Annotated in this window: 17 protein-coding genes; 5 read left to right on the top strand and 12 right to left on the bottom strand. The window is 63.3% G+C overall.

Annotated elements, in window-relative coordinates:
• Positions 1 to 70: 70 nt before the first annotated feature.
• Positions 71 to 910, bottom strand: coding sequence for a serine O-acetyltransferase (gene cysE / locus ACFQ2F_RS07780; RefSeq protein WP_379088170.1), 840 nt, complete (start codon positions 908 to 910; stop codon positions 71 to 73).
• 76 nt (positions 911 to 986) lie between these two features.
• Positions 987 to 1,769, bottom strand: a complete 783-nt coding sequence (locus ACFQ2F_RS07775; protein ID WP_379088167.1) for an alpha/beta fold hydrolase — start codon at positions 1,767 to 1,769, stop codon at positions 987 to 989.
• A 76-nt stretch (positions 1,770 to 1,845) separates the two neighbouring features.
• Between ACFQ2F_RS07775 and ACFQ2F_RS07770 the strand changes: the two genes are divergently transcribed.
• Together ACFQ2F_RS07770 and ACFQ2F_RS07765 are read left to right on the top strand one after the other, a co-directional pair.
• Complete coding sequence (locus ACFQ2F_RS07770) at positions 1,846 to 2,100, top strand: zinc-finger domain-containing protein (RefSeq protein ID WP_379088164.1); 255 nt, start codon at positions 1,846 to 1,848, stop codon at positions 2,098 to 2,100.
• 26 nt (positions 2,101 to 2,126) lie between these two features.
• Positions 2,127 to 3,278, top strand: coding sequence for an FAD-dependent monooxygenase (locus ACFQ2F_RS07765; RefSeq protein WP_379088161.1), 1,152 nt, complete (start codon positions 2,127 to 2,129; stop codon positions 3,276 to 3,278).
• Here the strand turns inward: ACFQ2F_RS07765 and nhaA are convergent.
• Entirely contained in the window at positions 3,275 to 4,489 is a 1,215-nt protein-coding gene (gene nhaA, locus ACFQ2F_RS07760) for a Na+/H+ antiporter NhaA (RefSeq protein ID WP_379088158.1), read from the bottom strand. The genes ACFQ2F_RS07765 and nhaA overlap by 4 nt on opposite strands.
• A 237-nt stretch (positions 4,490 to 4,726) precedes the next feature.
• Here nhaA and ACFQ2F_RS07755 point away from each other — a divergent pair, with 237 nt between their 5' ends.
• Positions 4,727 to 5,953 carry a hypothetical protein gene (locus ACFQ2F_RS07755; RefSeq protein ID WP_379088155.1) on the top strand — a complete coding sequence of 409 codons (1,227 nt, stop codon included), beginning with the start codon at positions 4,727 to 4,729 and terminating at the stop codon, positions 5,951 to 5,953.
• Positions 5,954 to 5,971: 18 nt separating this feature from the next.
• On the opposite strand, the gene ACFQ2F_RS07750 is transcribed toward ACFQ2F_RS07755, so the two are convergent.
• From ACFQ2F_RS07750 to hemP, 7 genes are all read right to left on the bottom strand, one after another.
• The gene (locus ACFQ2F_RS07750; RefSeq protein ID WP_379088152.1) at positions 5,972 to 6,430 is read right to left on the bottom strand and encodes a GtrA family protein; all 459 of its coding nucleotides are present in this window, start codon (positions 6,428 to 6,430) and stop codon (positions 5,972 to 5,974) included.
• Positions 6,427 to 7,899 (bottom strand): UbiA family prenyltransferase, encoded by a 1,473-nt coding sequence (locus ACFQ2F_RS07745; RefSeq protein ID WP_379088149.1) that lies wholly within the window; start codon positions 7,897 to 7,899, stop codon positions 6,427 to 6,429. The genes ACFQ2F_RS07750 and ACFQ2F_RS07745 overlap by 4 nt, the downstream gene beginning before the upstream one ends.
• Positions 7,900 to 8,122: 223 nt before the next feature.
• Positions 8,123 to 8,686 (bottom strand): DUF4142 domain-containing protein, encoded by a 564-nt coding sequence (locus ACFQ2F_RS07740; RefSeq protein ID WP_379088146.1) that lies wholly within the window; start codon positions 8,684 to 8,686, stop codon positions 8,123 to 8,125.
• 143 nt (positions 8,687 to 8,829) lie between these two features.
• A complete protein-coding gene (locus tag ACFQ2F_RS07735) occupies positions 8,830 to 9,624 on the bottom strand; it encodes a heme ABC transporter ATP-binding protein (protein WP_379088141.1) in 795 nt (264 codons plus the stop codon).
• A 3-nt stretch (positions 9,625 to 9,627) separates the two neighbouring features.
• The gene (locus ACFQ2F_RS07730) at positions 9,628 to 10,719 is read right to left on the bottom strand and encodes a FecCD family ABC transporter permease (RefSeq protein WP_379088137.1); all 1,092 of its coding nucleotides are present in this window, start codon (positions 10,717 to 10,719) and stop codon (positions 9,628 to 9,630) included.
• On the bottom strand, positions 10,716 to 11,711 hold the full coding sequence (locus tag ACFQ2F_RS07725; RefSeq protein ID WP_379088134.1) for a heme/hemin ABC transporter substrate-binding protein: 996 nt from the start codon (positions 11,709 to 11,711) through the stop codon (positions 10,716 to 10,718). Before ACFQ2F_RS07725 ends, ACFQ2F_RS07730 begins: the two co-directional genes overlap by 4 nt.
• A gap of 12 nt (positions 11,712 to 11,723) precedes the next feature.
• On the bottom strand, positions 11,724 to 11,879 hold the full coding sequence (gene hemP, locus ACFQ2F_RS07720) for a hemin uptake protein HemP (RefSeq protein ID WP_379088131.1): 156 nt from the start codon (positions 11,877 to 11,879) through the stop codon (positions 11,724 to 11,726).
• 359 nt (positions 11,880 to 12,238) lie between these two features.
• Here hemP and ACFQ2F_RS07715 point away from each other — a divergent pair, with 359 nt between their 5' ends.
• A complete protein-coding gene (locus ACFQ2F_RS07715) occupies positions 12,239 to 14,584 on the top strand; it encodes a TonB-dependent receptor domain-containing protein (RefSeq protein WP_379088128.1) in 2,346 nt (781 codons plus the stop codon).
• Between the two features lie 160 nt (positions 14,585 to 14,744).
• Complete coding sequence (locus ACFQ2F_RS07710) at positions 14,745 to 15,083, top strand: antibiotic biosynthesis monooxygenase family protein (protein ID WP_379088125.1); 339 nt, start codon at positions 14,745 to 14,747, stop codon at positions 15,081 to 15,083.
• A gap of 494 nt (positions 15,084 to 15,577) precedes the next feature.
• Here ACFQ2F_RS07710 and ACFQ2F_RS07705 read toward each other — a convergent pair whose 3' ends face one another.
• Positions 15,578 to 15,712 carry a hypothetical protein gene (locus tag ACFQ2F_RS07705; protein ID WP_379088122.1) on the bottom strand — a complete coding sequence of 45 codons (135 nt, stop codon included), beginning with the start codon at positions 15,710 to 15,712 and terminating at the stop codon, positions 15,578 to 15,580.
• 200 nt (positions 15,713 to 15,912) lie between these two features.
• Positions 15,913 to 17,127, bottom strand: a complete 1,215-nt coding sequence (locus tag ACFQ2F_RS07700; protein WP_379088119.1) for a polyhydroxyalkanoate depolymerase — start codon at positions 17,125 to 17,127, stop codon at positions 15,913 to 15,915.
• Positions 17,128 to 17,206: the final 79 nt, after the last annotated feature.

The following is a 17,206-nucleotide window of genomic DNA, read 5'->3' as shown; positions in this document are numbered from 1 at the left end:
AAAACTCCTTCATGCGCCCAAGCGGGCGCTTTGATTTAAGCGGTAGGAAGCAGCCGGACGGTCCGGCCGCTCACTCAGAATCGGCATCGTCGACGATGCCGGCCACGAACTGGTCCATGGCGATGGCCGGCTCCTCGCAGCCCGCAAAACCGATCTCGCGGGCCGGAACGCCCGCCACGGTACGGCGGGCCGGAACGTCCTTCAGCACAACGCTGCCGGCCGCCACGCGGACGCAATCGCCGATTTTAATATTGCCGAGAACCTTGGCTCCGGCCCCCAGCATTACGCCGGTGCCGATCTTGGGATGGCGGTCGCCGCTCTCATTGCCCGTGCCGCCAAGCGTCACGCCGTGCAGAAGCGAGCAATTGTCGCCGACCACGGCCGTCTCGCCGATCACGATGCCGGTCGCATGGTCGATCATGATGCCCTTGCCGATCTGCGCCGCGGGATGGATATCCACGGCAAACACCCGGCTGGCCTGGCTCTGGAGATAGAGCGCCAGATCCCGGCGGCCCATATGCCAAAGGATATGGGACAGACGGTAGGTCTCCAGCGCATGGAAGCCCTTGAAATAGAGCAGCGGCTCGATCACCCGCTCGCAGGCCGGATCGCGGGTCGCCCACGCGGCAAGATCCGCCCGCACATCCTCGCCGACCTCCGGCGCCGCCTCGATCACCTCAAGAAAGGTGCGATTCAGCAGGCCAGCGTCGCCGACGGTATGCTGCAGGCGCTGGGACAGGCGGTGGCAGAGCGCATCCTCCAGGCTCGCATGGCTGAGGATGGTCGCGTAGACGAATCCGGCGAGCGCCGGCTCGTTGGCGCGAACCTGCTCCGCTTCGTCCTGCAGCCGGCTCCAGATGGGATCGACCCTCTTGAGCTCCGGCCGCCGTGCCGCTGCAGTCTTGTGCATGGCTAAACCTCTTAGCCGCTTTCAAACTGGCCGCTTCTCCAATAGCCACGGCCATCAGGGGTGGCTAGGGGCTGGCTTAACGCCGCTCTCTTAAAAAGTCGAGTACGGCCCGTTTGAATTCCTTATCTCCAACCGCCTTCATGTGATCGCGGCCTTTCAATTCAAGATATTGGGAATTCGGGATGAGAGCTGCAAGCTCTCCCGGGGATCCGCCGATCACATCTTCGCTGCCCACCACGACGAAGACGGGTACGGAAATCTCCGCCAGCGCCTCCGGTTTCACCTTTTCGCGCGGTCCGCGCATGCAGGCGGCGAGCGCGTTGAGGTCGCTCTTGGTGGATTCTGCGAAGCGCCGGAAGGAGCGCGCCGTGGCGTTGGTGACGTCGTCGATGCTGGGCTGCTCCAGGGCATGGGCCAGCGGCCCTGCCCCGATCATGCCGCGCACCATGGTGATCCCGAGACCGCCGAAGACCAGGCTACGCACCCTCTCCGGATGGGCGAAGGTCAGGAAGGCGGCGATGCGCGCGCCCATGGAATAGCCGATGATATCGGCGCGCTCGATGCCGAGACGGTCCATCAGCCGCACAGCATCCTCCGCCATGGCCGGCGCCCCGTAGCGCTCCGGGTCGTAGAGCTTCTCGCTCTTCCCGTGGCCGCGGTTGTCGATCGCGATCACGCGCTTGCCCGCATCGACAAGCGTCCTGACCCAGCCCGTCGCGACCCAGTTCGCCTCGATATTGGAGGCGAAGCCATGGATCAGCAGGACGGGATCGCCCTCGCCGACATCCAGATAGTGGATCGTCACGCCGTCTGAATCGAATTCTGCGAAGTTGGAATCTTCAACCAGCGAGTCTTGCATTCGCCCCTACCATCCGCCCCTTCGGGCCATTATGCTGATCGTCATCGAAAGCGCCGAGTAAACAGGGACGCGAGACATGGCACAAACAGTGGTGCCCCATTACGTCAACGATAAGGGAGTCGATCGCATAAAGATCGGCGTCAAAGAGTTCCAGTGCATGGGCGCCTCGCCGCCCTTCGATCATCCTCATGTCTTCCTCGACATGGGCAGCGGCACCCAGCTCGTGTGCCCCTACTGCTCCACGCTCTACATCTACGATCCGGAGCTCGCGCCGGAAGAAACCGAACCTGAGGCTTGCGTCTATGTGGCGACCGAGCCTGCAGGCGCATAAGACCTTCCCACGTGAGCAGTGACGTCATGCCGCTGACAATCGCCGGGGGCGGTATCGGCGGGCTCACCACGGCGCTTGCGCTCGCACGCCACGGTATACCCTCTCGCGTTCTGGAGCGCGGCGGCTTCGCAGAAGAGCTCGGCGCCGGCATTCAGCTGGGCGCCAATGCGGTGCGCCGTCTGGAGACGCTGGGCATGCGCGAAGCCATCGAGGCCGAGGCCGTCCGCCCCGCGGCCCTGCATATCTTCGACGCTTATTCGGGAAAGCGGCTGAAGCAGCTCCCCTTCGGAAAGGCCTATGAGGAGCGCTACGGGGTGCCTTATCTCGCCATGCGTCGGGCCGACCTGGCACGCGCCCTCTTCGAAGCCAGTGAAGCCTCCGGACGGATCGAGCTGCACGATCGCTTCAATGTCGCTCATGTCGCCGAGCAGAACGACCACGTGGCCCTCAAGGGGCCCTGGGAGATAAAGACGAAGCTGCTGATCGGCGCCGACGGTATCTGGTCGTCGGTCCGCAAATCCATCGCCCCCACCTCCCATCTCGTCTTTACCGGCCATACGGCGGCCCGCAGCATGCTGCCGGCAACGGACCTTCCCGCCCCCTTCGATGCGCCGGTGGTGACCTTGTGGCTCGGCCGGGGCAGCCATCTCGTCACCTACCCCGTCGCACGGGGCGAGGCGCTGAATGTGGTGTTCGCCTCCCATGGCGGCCAGCCACAGCAAGGCTGGAACGCCGAAGCCCGCGCCGAGGACGTCACGCGCGCTGCCACCCAGTGGCACGATTCAGCCCGCGACCTGCTCGGCCGTGCGGGCACCTGGCGGCAATGGTCTCTCTATCGGCTGCACGGGCTGCGGCGCTGGACGACCCAGCGCGTCGCGCTTCTCGGCGATGCGGCCCATCCGGTGCTGCCCTTCATGGCCCAGGGCGCGGCCTTGGCCATCGAGGATGCCGTGGCCCTTGCCGACGCACTCGCGGACTCCCGCGACGATCCGGCCAAGGCGATTTCTCATTACGAAGCCATGCGGCGGGTGCGCGCCGCCCGCGTCACGCGTCAGTCGGCCAGGCTGGGACGGATCTACCACCTCGGCCAGCCTTTCGCCGCGGCGCGCAATCTTGCGATTTCCAGGCAATCGGCGGAAAAGGCTCTCGGCCAGTTCGACTGGCTCTACGGCGCCTAGTAGCGCGGCACCCGGCCCTCTTCCGCCTCTTCCTCGGCGAGGGTCTGACGTCCGCCTAAGAGGAAGATCATCGAGCCAAACGCCACCGATAGCAGCGAGCCGACAAGCACGGCGAGCTTGGTGATCTCTTCACGCTCCACATCGGGGAACGCCAGCAAGCCGATGAAAAGACTCATGGTGAAGCCAATGCCGCAGAACACGGCCACGCCGTAGGTCTGCCGCCAGGTCGCCCCGTCGGGCCAGGCCGCCAGGCCGGTTTTGATCGCGATCCAGACCGTCATCATGATGCCGAGCTGCTTGCCGATGAACAGTCCGAGGATGATGCCCAGCGCCAGCGGCTCGATGAGATGACTGATGCCGACGCCGGCGAGCGACACGCCCGCATTGGCAAGGCCGAAGATTGGCACGATCAGGAACGCCACCCATTTTTCAAGGGCATGCTCCATGTCGTGCAGCGGCGAAGGAACGTTGTCCTCGCCGACCGCCTCATGGCCACCGCCGATCGGAATGGAAAGCGCCAGGATCACGCCGGCGAGGGTCGCGTGGATGCCGGAAAACAGCATGGCCGCCCATAGCCCGGCACCCACGATCAGATACGGCCAGATGCGCATCACGCCGAACCAGTTCATCAGGAACAAGATAGCGGCCGCGCCCGCTGCCGCCCCGAGGAAGGGAAGAGACAGATCGCCGGAATAGAACAGCGCGATGATCAGGATCGCCAGAAGATCGTCGATGATGGCGAGCGAGGTCAGAAAGACCTTGAGCGAGTTCACCACCCGGTTGCCGAAGAGAGACAGCACGCCGAGCGCGAACGCGATGTCGGTCGCGGTCGGAATCGCCCAGCCCCGCCAATCCTCCGGCACGTCGTAATTGACGATCATGAAGATGACCGCCGGTACGATCATGCCACCGACCGCCGCGACGCAAGGCAGGATGCGCTTCGACCAGGTGTTCAGCTGGCCTTCGATCATCTCGCGCTTGATTTCGAGACCGACCAGCAGGAAGAACAGCGCCATCAGACCGTCATTGATCCAATGCAGCACATCGAGACCGCCGACCTTGGTGTGGAGGACGTGCGTGTAGTCCTCCGACCAGGCAGAGTTTGCGATGATGAAGCCGACAGCGGCGGCGCCGATAAGCACCAACCCGCCCGCCGACTCCGCATGCACGAAATCCCGGAAGGCAGTCTTCGAGCGCGCGACGATCGACATTAATTTGCTACCCATGGCGGTGGAGACAGTAAGAGATGCGAGCAATCGTATAACAACGGGCGAGGCTTGATGCCAACGGAACCGGGCAGCACTGCGACAGAAAGCCGAATGCCGCTGAAAAGCTGCGCAGGTTCCTCCGTATACGACGCCAAACCCGGATGAATATCTCGGTCACCGGGAAATTCACGATTCGGAAGTGTGTTCCCACCTAAGGTCCCGGCCAAAGGCTGAGGGAATATGACGGCACAACGCTTTACCATCACAGCCCTGCTTTCCGGGCTGACGCTTCTCTTTCTTGCGGTCCTCGTCATGGCCGTGTTCCGGGAGGAGCCGGGCAGCAACTCCTATGTCGCCCTCGCCGACGCCTTCCTCCACGGCCAGCTCCACGTGAATGGCTGCTTCGACGAGGACTGCGCCATCTACAACGGCAAGGCCTATGTCGTCTTCCCGCCACTGCCAGCGATCATCGCCATGCCCTTCGTGGCGATCTTCGGCATGGACTTCCACTACTTCATGCCGATCACCCTGTTCGCCTTCGCCGCCACGGCCATGCTCTGGTGGCGCATCGGCGGCACGCTTACCGAGGACCGTGATCTTCGGATGCTGTTCCTGCTCCTGGTCCTCTTCGCCACGCCCCTGATCTTCGTCACCCTCCGCGGCGACCACATCTGGTTCTTCGCCCAGGTCTGGGCTTTCCTGTTCACGACCGCCGCGCTTTACGCGACCCTCATCAGCCGCAGCGCGCTGCTCGCCGGGCTGTTCATCGCGCTGGCGTTCCTGTGCCGGCAGATGTCGATCCTCTATCTACCGTTCCTCTACGTGCTGCTGATGGAGGAGGAGCGTCCCCTCTGGCATATCGACCGGGCGGCCTTTGCCCGGGGCTTGCGGTTGATCGCCTTCCCCGTGGCCGCCGTGGCAGCCTATCTCGCCTATAACTGGGTGCGCTTCGGCTCGCCGCTGGAGACCGGCTACGCCTATCTCTTTCCGATCTCGATGGACACGCCCGGCGAGGATCCCGGCTTCATCAAACATCGCCTGCGCGAGCTCGGCCCCTTCGCGTTGGAGTATTTCCCCTTCAACGCCTTCTACATGTTCTTCCAGGGACCCCATGTGGAGTTCACCGGGCGCTACCTGACCCAGTTGAAGGAGTTCGACAACAACGGCGCGGCCCTCTTCCTTGTGACGCCCGCCCTGCTCTTCGCCTTCCTGGCCCGCTGGACGCGCGCCTTCTGGATCGGGCTGATCACCTGCGCCTTCATTCTGGGCGTCACCCTGTTCTATCACTCGAACGGGTTCTCCCAGTACAGCACCCAACGCTATGCGCTTGACTGGCTGCCCATCATGCTGGTGTTCGTCGCTCTCGGGCTGAAACGCGAATACGCCCCGCCGCTTTCCATCCTCACCGCCTATTCCATGGGAATAACCCTGGCGATGATCGCCATCGGCGGCCTGCTCGCAGCCTAGCTTGTAAGACTTGGAAGTTCAGACCTGGGAGCCCGCGGGCCCGTTCTGGGGCGGCGGCACCCGGAAGGTGATCTTCTTGTGGCCGAAGAAATTGGCCAGCGCTCCGACCCCGATAGCGATCCCGTGGGCCAGGCCCTGCTTCACGATCAACGGATAAGAGAATCCCGACTGGGCCAGGAGCAGAACGTAGGAGACCGCCACGACCACCGCCGCGCCAACCAAATTCACCACGACGAAGATGACGATCTGCTGGGAGACCGGGCGGTCGGAGCCCGGGAAGACGAAGCGCGGATAGAGCGAGAAGCCGACGGACATGCCGATGGCGTAGGCCAGCAGCACCGCCGCCTCGAAGGGCATGATCAGAGAGAGCGGAAACCGGACCAGCCAGTTCACCGCGGCCGCAAAGCCGCCCAGGGCGAGAAACCGCACACCCTGGTGTTGCGAGAGCCGCTTGGAGACGTGGATCAGGCGTTTCACGAGAGCCAGCCTGCCAGGAACGCCGCTCCCATCAAACCGGCAAGTGCGATGCTCATCCGGTCCCGAAGCGCGAAGGCCACCGGATCGTCGTTCAGCTCGCCCCGATGGCAGAGCATCCAGATGCGCGAGATCCACATGAAGAGCACCGCCGGGAACGCCCAAAGGAAGAGCGGCTGGCTGTAGAACTCGGCGTTGAACGCATCGTTGATGATGTAGAGCACCATGATGGTGACCGCCGTCATGCCGGTCGCCACCCCCATGGCGAGCACGAAGCCCGCATCGCCGCCGCGATAGCCCCTGCCCTTCAGCATCTCCTCGCCCACGATGCCGCTGCGCTGCAGCTCGGTCTGCCGCTTGGCGAAGGAGAGCGAGATGAACAGGAACATGGAGAAGACCAGCAGCCAGGCGGAGGGCTCCGCGCTGACAGCGACGATGCCGAGTCCCAACCGCAGGGTGAAAAGCAGCGCCAGGGTGAAGACGTCGGCGATTGGCTGGCGCTTCAGATAGACCGAATAGGCGAGCGTCGTGGCCATATAGGCAAACAGGATCGCCGTGACGCCCCAGCCGAGATAAAGCCCGATCCCATAAGCGCCGAGCACAAGCGCCGGCGAAATCACCATGGCGTCTGACACCCGCATGGAGCCCGCCGCGAGCGGCCGCTCCTTCTTGCTCCAATGCCGCCGGTCGTCGGCGAGATCGAACAGATCGTTCATGAGATAGGTGCCGGACGCCATCATGGAGAGCGCGACGAAGGCCGCAAACGCCCGAGCCACTGCCATGGGATCGGCAGCCATGCCGGCCAGTACCAAAGGCACGAAGACCAAGAGGTTCTTGGCCCATTGATGGGCCCGGACGGCCTTGAGCCAGCCTTTCGGCCCTAGCCGCTCCCGAGGAAATACCGCCTCGATGGGCTTATCCAGCCGTTCCGCCGCGCGGGTCGTGGACGGCGAGGCCCCGGCCAGGATGATCGCATCGGCCTCTTTCCAGACCGCCAGATCGGAGCGGCTGTCGCCGGCATAGGCAAAGCCATGGGGGAAGCGTTCGGCCAGCATTTCCGCTTTGGCGCGGCCTTTGAGGTTGCTGTTGCCGTCGCTGGCCACCACGAAATCGATGAAGTCGAAGCGCTTGGCCAATCGATGGGCCAAAAGCTCGTCGCTGGCCGAGGCGATTCCGACTTTCCGCCCGGCCCGCTTCGCCCGGCGCGCATAGGCGACCAGCGCCTCGTTCACCGGCAGGCTGTCGACATCGAGCAGCACCCTCTCGCCAAGCTGACGCTTCAGGACCGCCTTGCCCTGGAACAGCCAGAGAATGAGCTGGAAGACCCGCAAGGGATTGACGCTGAGATAGGCGGCCGCCGTCTCGAACAGCAGATCGGTCTTCAGAAGCGCATGGTCGAGATCGAGCGCGAGCGGTTCGCGCCCGGCTGCCTCCCGCGTCCCTTTGGGAGAAGACTCCGCCCTGCCCAACATCCTGGTCCCACATTTCTTATAGAAGAACCAAGACGGTAGAGAAGAAGACGGCGTTTGGCGAGAAATTGAACCTTTTAGCGTGAACGCCCCGTAACCTTATTGGCCCGGTAAAACCGGCGAAAATCTCTTCCGAAAGAAGGACTTCCGAAGCGCAATACCACCCGGACATAAAGAAAGGGCCGCCATCCCGGCAGCCCCTTCGCTCTAGCTTCTTTGCCTCGATCTACTGCATGGAGTCGCCGGCCGGCGGCGCCTGATCGCCCCCTTCCTTGCTCTCCTCCATCTCGTCAGCGCGATCCTGAAGCTGCTTGGCCTCTTCGAGATGCTCCTCGATATGCGGCAGGGTCTCGCCGGCGAAGTCCTTCAGCGCACCGTCTTCGCCATCCTCGGAGTAATCCTCGAAGATGTCGGCCGCCGCCTGATGGGCGTCGACCTGCTGCTCGGCATATTCCTCGTCGAACTCAGCCGCCTCAGCCTCTTCCAGCTCCTCGATCATGTCCCGATGGGACGCGTCGAGATTGTTTGGAAGATCAACTTCGATATCTTCCGATTCGACGATCTGCTTGAGTTTGCCCGAGGTTTCGCTGTGGGCATCGATCATCTTCTGACCGAAGGACCGGATGGCTTCCGATTGCCCCCTCTCCACCGCGATACGTCCGGACTCGATCTCGTAGAGGTCCGACATGGCAGCGCTCTCAGCGAATTCAGGCGCGGCCTGATCGCTACAGCCCGACAACGCGACCCCGGCGATGGCCAGGCTCGCAAGTCCAATAATCGTGTTTCGCATTCTCACTTCCTCCCAAAAGTCACGGCATCTTGACCGTGCAATTGCGAGTGAAAGCTTTACACGCAGGTTGAAGTTCCACGTCTTGCGCCACGACGGAAGGCTGGACGGCCCGGTCTTGGGTACCGGATGGGCTTCGGCTTCGCCTATGCGCCCACGTAAGGCAGCACGAAAGGCACCCCGTCCGCCGGCACCGTGTTGGTGCGCACGGGGCAGCCATAGACATCCGTCAGGAGATCATCGAGCAGCACCTCTTCGGCCGGTCCGCGCGCCATCACCCGCCCGCGATGCATCAGGACGATCTCGTCCGCATAGGCCGCGGCGAGATTGAGGTCGTGCAGGATCACCAGCACTGCCCGGCCGAGCCTCGCCTGACGGCGCGCCTCCCCCAGCACGATGCTCTGATGGGAAAAGTCGAGGCTCGCGGTGGGCTCGTCGAGGAGGAACGCGGCCGTCTCGCCGGGGGGCCGTTCGGGCGCCTCAAGCTGGCAGAGAGCGCGCGCGATATGCACCCGCTGGCGCTCGCCGCCGGAAAGCTCCGTATAGAGCCGCTCTTCGAACCCTTTCAGACCGACCGCCTCGATGGAGTCCATGGCCAGGGCCACCATCTGCTCATCGCGCATGCCGAACCCGGGAACGCTCGCGCCCAGCAGCGCGACCTCGAGCACCGTGAAGGGGAAGGAGAGGACGGTGGACTGAGAGACCACCGCCCGGCGCCGGGCAAGCTCGCCTGCCGGGACCTCCTCCAGATCCCGCCCCTCCAGCAGGATCGTCCCCTCCGTCGGATGGATCTCCCCGCAGAGCAGCTTCAGCAACGTGGATTTGCCGGCGCCGTTGGGGCCCACGATGGAGACCACCTTGCCCGGCGGAACGACGAGATCCGCCTCGTCCACCAGCCGCTTGGCCCCAACCGCGAAAGTAACGTCTTGAGCTTCCAGCATGGCCTAGCCGAACCCTCCCACGCCGCGCTTCAGAACGAGATGCAGGAAGACCGGCGCGCCGATCGCAGCCATGACGATGCCGATGGGAAGCTCCGCCGGGCGGACTACGATGCGCGCGAAGATGTCTGCCATGAGGACCAACGTCGCTCCGAGCAACGCGCTGCCCGGCAGCACCACGCGGTGATCGGGGCCTGCAATGATGCGCACCACATGGGGCACCACGATGCCCACGAAGCCGATCACGCCGGCGACTGCCACCGCAGCACCGACGGAGGCCGCCGTCGCCAGGATCGCGAGCCGCTTGGTCTTCTCCACGTTGACGCCGAGATGGAAGGCCTGGGCCTCCCCCAGCAGGAAGCCGTTCAGCGCCCGGATCAGCCGCGGCGCGACCAGCAGCACCAGCAGAACGAAGGGGATCACCGCGAAGACCTTGGGCCAGCTCGCCCCGCCCAGGCTGCCCATGGACCAGAGGGTGAGATCGCGCAGCTCCCGGTCGTCGCTGCCATAGGCCAGCAAACCGGTCAGCGCACCGGCGAGCGCACCGAGCGCAATGCCCGCCAGCAGCAGTGTGCCGATGGCGAGCTGCCCGTGCCGGCCGGCGATGGCGACAAGGATGGTGGTCGAGACCGCCCCGCCGATGAACGCCGCGCACGGCAGCGCATAGATGCCGAAGGGCTCGATGAAGGGCCCGAGCACCGTATTGCCGAGCACGATGGTGGCGACCGCGGCGAGCGCCGCACCGGCCGAGACACCGATCAAACCGGGATCGGCCAAGGGATTACGGAATAGCCCCTGCATCATGGCCCCGGCCACGGCGAGCCCAGCGCCCACGAACATGCCGAGCAAGGTGCGTGGCAGGCGGATATCGAGCAGCACCAGCCGCTCCCGCGCCGTCGCCGCATCGCCCGCCCCGAACCACGCGGCATCGAGCGCCCGCGGCAGGGAGGTGAGCGTAATTCCCGTCGGCCCCAGGGATAGGGACAGAAGCGCCGTCACCAGCAGGATCACGGCGGATGCGGCCAGGAATCGAGGCACCAGCCGGGCCCGCCCCGTCATGGGGAGCGCCCGGGGCCTATCAGCGCTTTCGACGCTCATTGCGCGGCGTCTGCGTCTTGTGCTTCGGCCTTGTGGTGAGCGGTCTCATGGCCTTCCGACGGCGGGATATCCAGCTCCGGATAGAGCTTCGCCATGAGATCGCGGGCAGCCTTGGAGGCGCGCGGTCCGAACCCCAGAAGATAGAGCCCGTCCATGCTGATGACGCGGTTGTTCTTCACCGCAGGCGTCATCTCCATCCCCTTGACGGCCTTGATCTTTTCCAGGCTGTTCGAGCTGGGTCCGCCATGCTGCATGGTGATGATGGCATCGGGGGCAAGCTCAATCGCCGACTCATTCACCACCGGCTTGTAGCCCGTAAGCATCTCGGCCGCGTTCTCAGCGCCCGCAAGCTTGATGATGGCATCGGCGCCGGTGCCCGTGCCCGCGACGCTCGCCTTGCCGTCGCCCACCGAGAGAATGAACAGCGCGCGCTGGGGCGTTTCGATCTTCTCCCGCAGCTCGGCGAGAAGCGCGAAATCATCCTCGACGCTCTTGGCGATCTTCTCGCCGGCTTCCTGCTCGCCCACGACCTCGGCCACGAAGCGGACCTTGTCGGCGACCGCTTCCGGCGAGGTCTCGTCCGGCACCTCCACGTAAGGCACGGAAGACGACTTCAGGAGCTTCACGACCTCCGGCGGACCGGAGCCGGCGGATGCGATGATCACGCTGGGATTCATCGACAGCACGCCTTCTGCGGAGAGCGCGCGCATGTAGCCGACATCGTCCTTCTCATCGAGCACCTTCGCCGGATACTGGCTCGTGGTGTCGACGGCGATGATCTGATCCTGCTTGTCGAGCGCATAGAGGATCTCGGTGACGTCACCCCCGATGGAGATGATTCGGGAAAGATCCTCCACCTCGACCGTATCTCCCGCCGCATCGGTGACGGTCACCGCCAGGGACGGTGCGGGCTGCACCCACCAGGCGCCGACCGCGAGGGTAAGGAGAAGCAGCGCGGCCCGGGCGGACACGCGCAAGGATGCTGCTGTCATGATCGATAGCCTCTATTTCGTAAGGATGAGCTTGTCGTTCGCGGTGAGCCTGAGTCGGTATTCCTCACCGGCATGTTCGATGATGGCGACCCGGCCGCCCTTCAAGATCTCGGCGATCGGCCAGCGGACCGGCGCGGCGCTTCCCTGCACCACCTCTTGAGCGGTCACCTCTCCTTCAGATGACGCCCCGTCATTCCTGGATTGCGCGCACTCCATGAACCCCACCTTTGTGTAACTGCCGCCAGAGAGGCAAAAATCCACCCTCTCGAGACGGCCTGTGGCAAAAAAGATACGCCATTCGGCTAAGCCGATTTCCCTCGCCAATACGAGGATTTAGCGCGATGCATTTTGTTGACTTTGATAGTCATGATTTATAGCTTGCGCAAGCCTGACCTGAGATCAGGCTGTTCCGGCTGACGTTTTTGCAAAGACGTGCCGGACGAGTGAGGCGAGCCCGCTAGCGCGTAGAGTCGCGGACAGCCAGCCAGCCCGAAAACAAAAATATTTGGGGATCAACGGGGGTTGGCATGATGTCACCACACCATGGATCGCGCCTGGGCGCGGCCATCTCCTCGTCCGTCCAGCCGGACGGCGAGGCACCACAGAACTTCTTGAGAGATCCACGCAGGCCCGCAGAAGCGTGCGGTACGTCCCGCGTGCCCTGGGGGCCTCTCGTTCTTATCGCGACCGCATCCGCCCTGGCCCTGGGACTGTCCAGCCAGGCCTTCGGTCAGGAAGCGACCCTGCCGGAAATCACCGTCGAAGCCGGTCAACCGGCCCGCACCGTGACGCGCCGCGCGACACCGCGACCTGCCATCACGCCTCAGCCGGTCGAGCCGGTGGCCGCCGACACCTCCGATACGATCGAGACCGAGGTAATCAGCGAAGCCGAACTGCCGTACTACACGCCCGCCAGCGTGAGCACGGCCGGACGCGGTGAAATCGAAACCTTTGGCACGGATCGTCTGGACAACGTCATCCGTTCCATGCCCGGCACTTTCACGCGGGAGAGCACCAGCAATCCAGGCATCGCGGTGAATATTCGCGGATTCGAAGGCCAGGGCCGCGTGAACACCATGATCGACGGTGTCCGGCAGAACTTCCGCTTTACCGGCCACGAGGCCGGCGGCTTCACCTATGTCGATCCCCTGCTCATCGCCGGAATCGATATCCAACGCGGTGCGGTCACCACCACCGGTGGCGGTGCCCTGGCGGGTACCGCGAACTTCCGCACCCTGGATGTGCAGGACATCATCAGGGACGGGCAGAATTCCGGTGCCCTGACCTCGCTCAACTGGGGCAGCAACGGTGTCGGCTGGGCCGAGATGGGCGCCGCCGCAGCCAAGGCCGGCAAGATCAGCGTCGCCGGTGCGATCAGCAAGCACGACGAGAAGGACTACAAGAACGGCAACGGGGTCACGATCCCCTATACCGGCGAAGACCTGATCTCCGGCCTGGGCAAGGTGCATATCGACATTACCCCAGAGCAGCGTCTTTCGTTCGGGACCGTTCTCTACAACAACGAGTTCGTCGCCAACTCCTACGATCAGAAGCTGCAGTCGAACATCTATACGGCCAACTACTCCTATGCGCCGGCAGCCAACGACCTGATCGATTTCCGGGCGCAGCTTTCCTACACCGACGTCGAGATGGACTATGGCGACTATTTCACAGGGGTCGCCCCCATCGTTGCTGACGGCACGGATCGCGTAATCCAGGACAAGGGATGGGGCTTCAACACCTCGAATATCTCTCGTTTCAAACTCGGTGAGATCGCGGTGGCGAGCGAGTTCGGTGTCGAATATTTCCGCGATGACGTCAGCACCGAGAATGGCGGCGTGAACCCCGCGGGCGAGTCCGATCTCCTTGGTGCCTACAATCAGACCACCTTCTCCTACGGGATCTGGGATCTGACCGCTGGCCTCCGCTACAATGAGTATAGCCTCAACGGGAACACCTTCCTGGCGGCGACCAACCCGTATGGTCTGCCGGCGGGCGACTACGACATCGACAACGAGTATTCGAGCTGGGATCCCAAGGTCACCTTGGCGGCTCAGGTCACTCCATGGCTCCAGCCTTACGTGACCTATTCCGAATCGATGCGCGCACCGACGGTTCAGGAGACCTTGATGACCGGCCTGCATCCGATCCCAATCGGTGGCCCGACCCTCAACTTGACCTTCCTCCCGAACCCGTTCCTTGAGCCCGAATATCAGAAGGGCTGGGAGTTCGGCTTCAACGTTGCGAAGGAAAGCGTCTTCCGTTCCGGGGACAAGCTGCTCTTGAAGGCCGACTACTACACTCAGCAGGTCGAGAACTACATCACCGAGTGTGCGGGCCCGTCGGATGTGAATGTGAGCTTCCCGAACGGCTTCTTCGGACCGCCCAGCATCGACATCATCCAGACCGCATATTTCTGTAACAACTTCGGCGTTTCCGATGTCGATGGCGTCGAAATGGAAGGCCTCTACGATACCGGGACCGCATTCGGTGGCTTCTCGTACACCTATACCCACACCGATCTCCCCCACCAGGGAAGCGGTTTGGGTGCGGAGAGCTACCTGCCGGAGCATTACGCGACCGTCACCGGCGGTATCCGCCTGATGGATCAGCGCTGGACGATCGGCATGCGGGGGACCTTCGTCTCCTCCACCGACCTCGGCGACGGCCAGGATCTCGCGGGCTATGAGCTGGCCGACTTCTTCACCAACTATCAGGTGCGGGAGTGGTTGAACCTCGGCCTCACCGTGGAGAACCTATTCGACCGGGCGTACACGCCGGCGCTTAGCACGATCGCGACCGGACTCGACGACACGGACATCGACCTCGGTCGTGGCCGGACGTTCTACCTCTCTGCCCGCGCGCAGTTCTAGGAAGGACGAAATATGGGACCGGTCCGGTGGCAGTGCCGGCCGGGACTCATGTGAGCTGAGTGGACGCACCGGTGGGATTCGCCCCTGCCGGTGCGTTCGCTATATTGGAGAAGAGGAAAGGCCGCTGCCGGCCGCGAGACGTTGAGGAGGATAGCAATCCATGTTTATCGCCATGAACCGCTTTAAGGTGAACAAGGGCTCGGAGAAGGATTTCGAGAATGTGTGGCTGAGCCGCGAGACCCATCTCGAGGAGCTTCCGGGCTTCGTCGAGTTCCATCTGCTCAAAGGCCCGGAGCACGAGGACTACACCCTCTACGCCTCCCACACGGTCTGGGAGTCCTACGAGGCGTTCGATGCCTGGACCAAGTCCGAGGCCTTCCGCAAGGCCCATGCGGGCGCCGGCAACAACAAGCCGCTCTATCAGGGCCATCCCGAGTTCGAAGGCTTCACCAGCCTCCAGGAGGTCAAGGCCGGCCCAAAAACCGTGGCTGCCGAATAACAAGGCCCCTGCCCGGCTCTGATCGGACCGGACGCTTAAGACGCGACTTCTAAGACGCAACTTGCCGACGCCGCTCATCCCGTGAGCGGCGTCGTTGCGTTTAGGGCCCTTCTGACCGGCCTTCCTCCCAAAGAGATGATCTGAGGCGCCGTGGGCACCATCCGTGCCCGCTCACGCCCCACCTGGGCGGCCTGAGCAGGTCCCCACCGTCAACGCGGACCCGCGTTTCGCGCCTGATAGACGGCGACTGGCCACTGAGGCCAGCAGAGCCACGAGCGACCGCCTAAGCGTCTTTCACGCCAGCTCACCACCTAGGCTTCACAGGGTCGAAGGCGCAAAGAGAGACCCCAGACGCAAAACGGCCCGCACTCCGTGAAGAGTCCGGGCCGTTTGGAATAGGTATGAGACAGGGCTACGCAGATACTAAAACCGAGCGGGTCAGGGAGCCGTTAGGCACCCTGACCAAGCTCGTATAACCCTGCTGAGCTCGCAGCTTACTTAAGCGGCGGAGCTGCCGGCGGCAGCGGCTCGGTGACCACAGCCTGCTGGTGATGATGGAAGCAACCACCAAGCGTCAGGCCAGCGGCCATGATCGCGAGGGCCGCGATGACTTTAACGGGATTTTTCATATCCGTTCCCCCTTGGACTAAACAACGAACCTCACATGAGGTCCGCATCTCCTGCAATGGTCCGTCGGGCACGCCGGCCCAAACGGCAACTGGAAAACAAACGCATAACAGATTGGTTCCGTCATTGCAGCGCGAAAATGACACTAAAACAGAGAAGTTACCAGCGCGTTGATTTTGTGCACCAGGTCAGCCGGTTGGCCTTAGTGGCTGGCCAGGATCACGTTGCGCACGGTCGGATACACCTGATTTTCCCAGCGTCTGCCGCTGAAAACACCGTAATGGCCGACGCCGGGCTGCATGTGATGCATCTTCCGATGGGGTTTCAGGCCCGTGCAGAGGTCCTGAGCCGCGGCAGTTTGCCCTAATGCGCAAATGTCGTCCCGCTCGCCTTCCACAGTCAGAAGCGTGGTCTTCCGAATCGCCCCCAGATCCACGGGCTCTCCCTTGTAGGTGAGCTCGCCCTTGGCGAGTCGCGCTTCCTGGAACACCCATTGAACGGTCTCCAGGTAGAATTCCGCCGGCATGTCCATGACCGCGAAATACTCGTCGTAGAAGGTCTTGATGCGCTCAGCTTCCGCCGTTTCGCCCTTGGCCAGGTGGCCGTAGAGATCCCGATGGGTCTTCATGTGGCGCTCCATGTTCATGGACATGAACGCCGTCAGCTGCATGAAGCCCGGATAGACCTGGCGGCCAGCGCCTTCGAAGTCCGACGGCACGGTCGCGATCAGATTGCGCTCGAACCACTCGATCGGGTGGTCCATGGCAAGCTCGTTGACCTTGGTCGGGTTGATCCGCGTATCGACCGGCCCCGCCATCAGCGTCATGCTGCGCGGGGTAGCCGGGTTTTCGTCCTTCGCCATGACGGCGACAGCCACCAGCGCCTGAACGCAAGGCTGGCAGACCGAGACGATGTGGGACCCGGGCCCCATCTCCTCTAGGAAGCGGATCAGATATTCCACGAAATCGTCGAAGCCGAAGCCGCCGTCCTCCAGGCTCACATCCCGGGCGTTGTGCCAATCGGTGATGTAGACGTCGTTCTCCGGCAGCATGGTGCGCACCGTATTGCGCAGCAGCGTGGCGAAATGGCCCGAAAGCGGCGCCACGATCAGCACCTTGGGCTGCTTCGCCTCGATATCCTTTTTGAAATGGAGCAGCGTCCCGAAGGGCAGCGTCAGCGCCGACTCCTCGGTCACCTGAGCCTGGCGGTTGCCCACCGTCACATGGTCGATTCCGTAATCGGGCCGCTTATGGGTCAGCTCGGCGCGCGCGATCAGCTCGAAGCCGGCAGCGAACGCATCGATCCACGGAAACGGGGTGGCGTTGCGCCACGCATCCATCCAGGCCAGCGAAGTCCGGGCCATCGTCTTGGCAGGTTCGAAGAGCTGATTCTGGGCTTGGTAAGCGCGATACAGCATACGTTCCTTATCAGACAGGTCGCCGCACCCGCGATGATTCGGGACGGCGGCCATTGCGCAGCCGGCAAACGCTAGTGCA

It is taken from the genome of Methyloligella solikamskensis (genome assembly GCF_042676065.1).
Classification (GTDB): Bacteria; Pseudomonadota; Alphaproteobacteria; order Rhizobiales; family Methyloligellaceae; genus Methyloligella; species Methyloligella solikamskensis.
The sequence above is the reverse complement of the archived record's forward strand: the minus strand, read 5'-3'. Positions and strand labels throughout refer to the sequence as shown.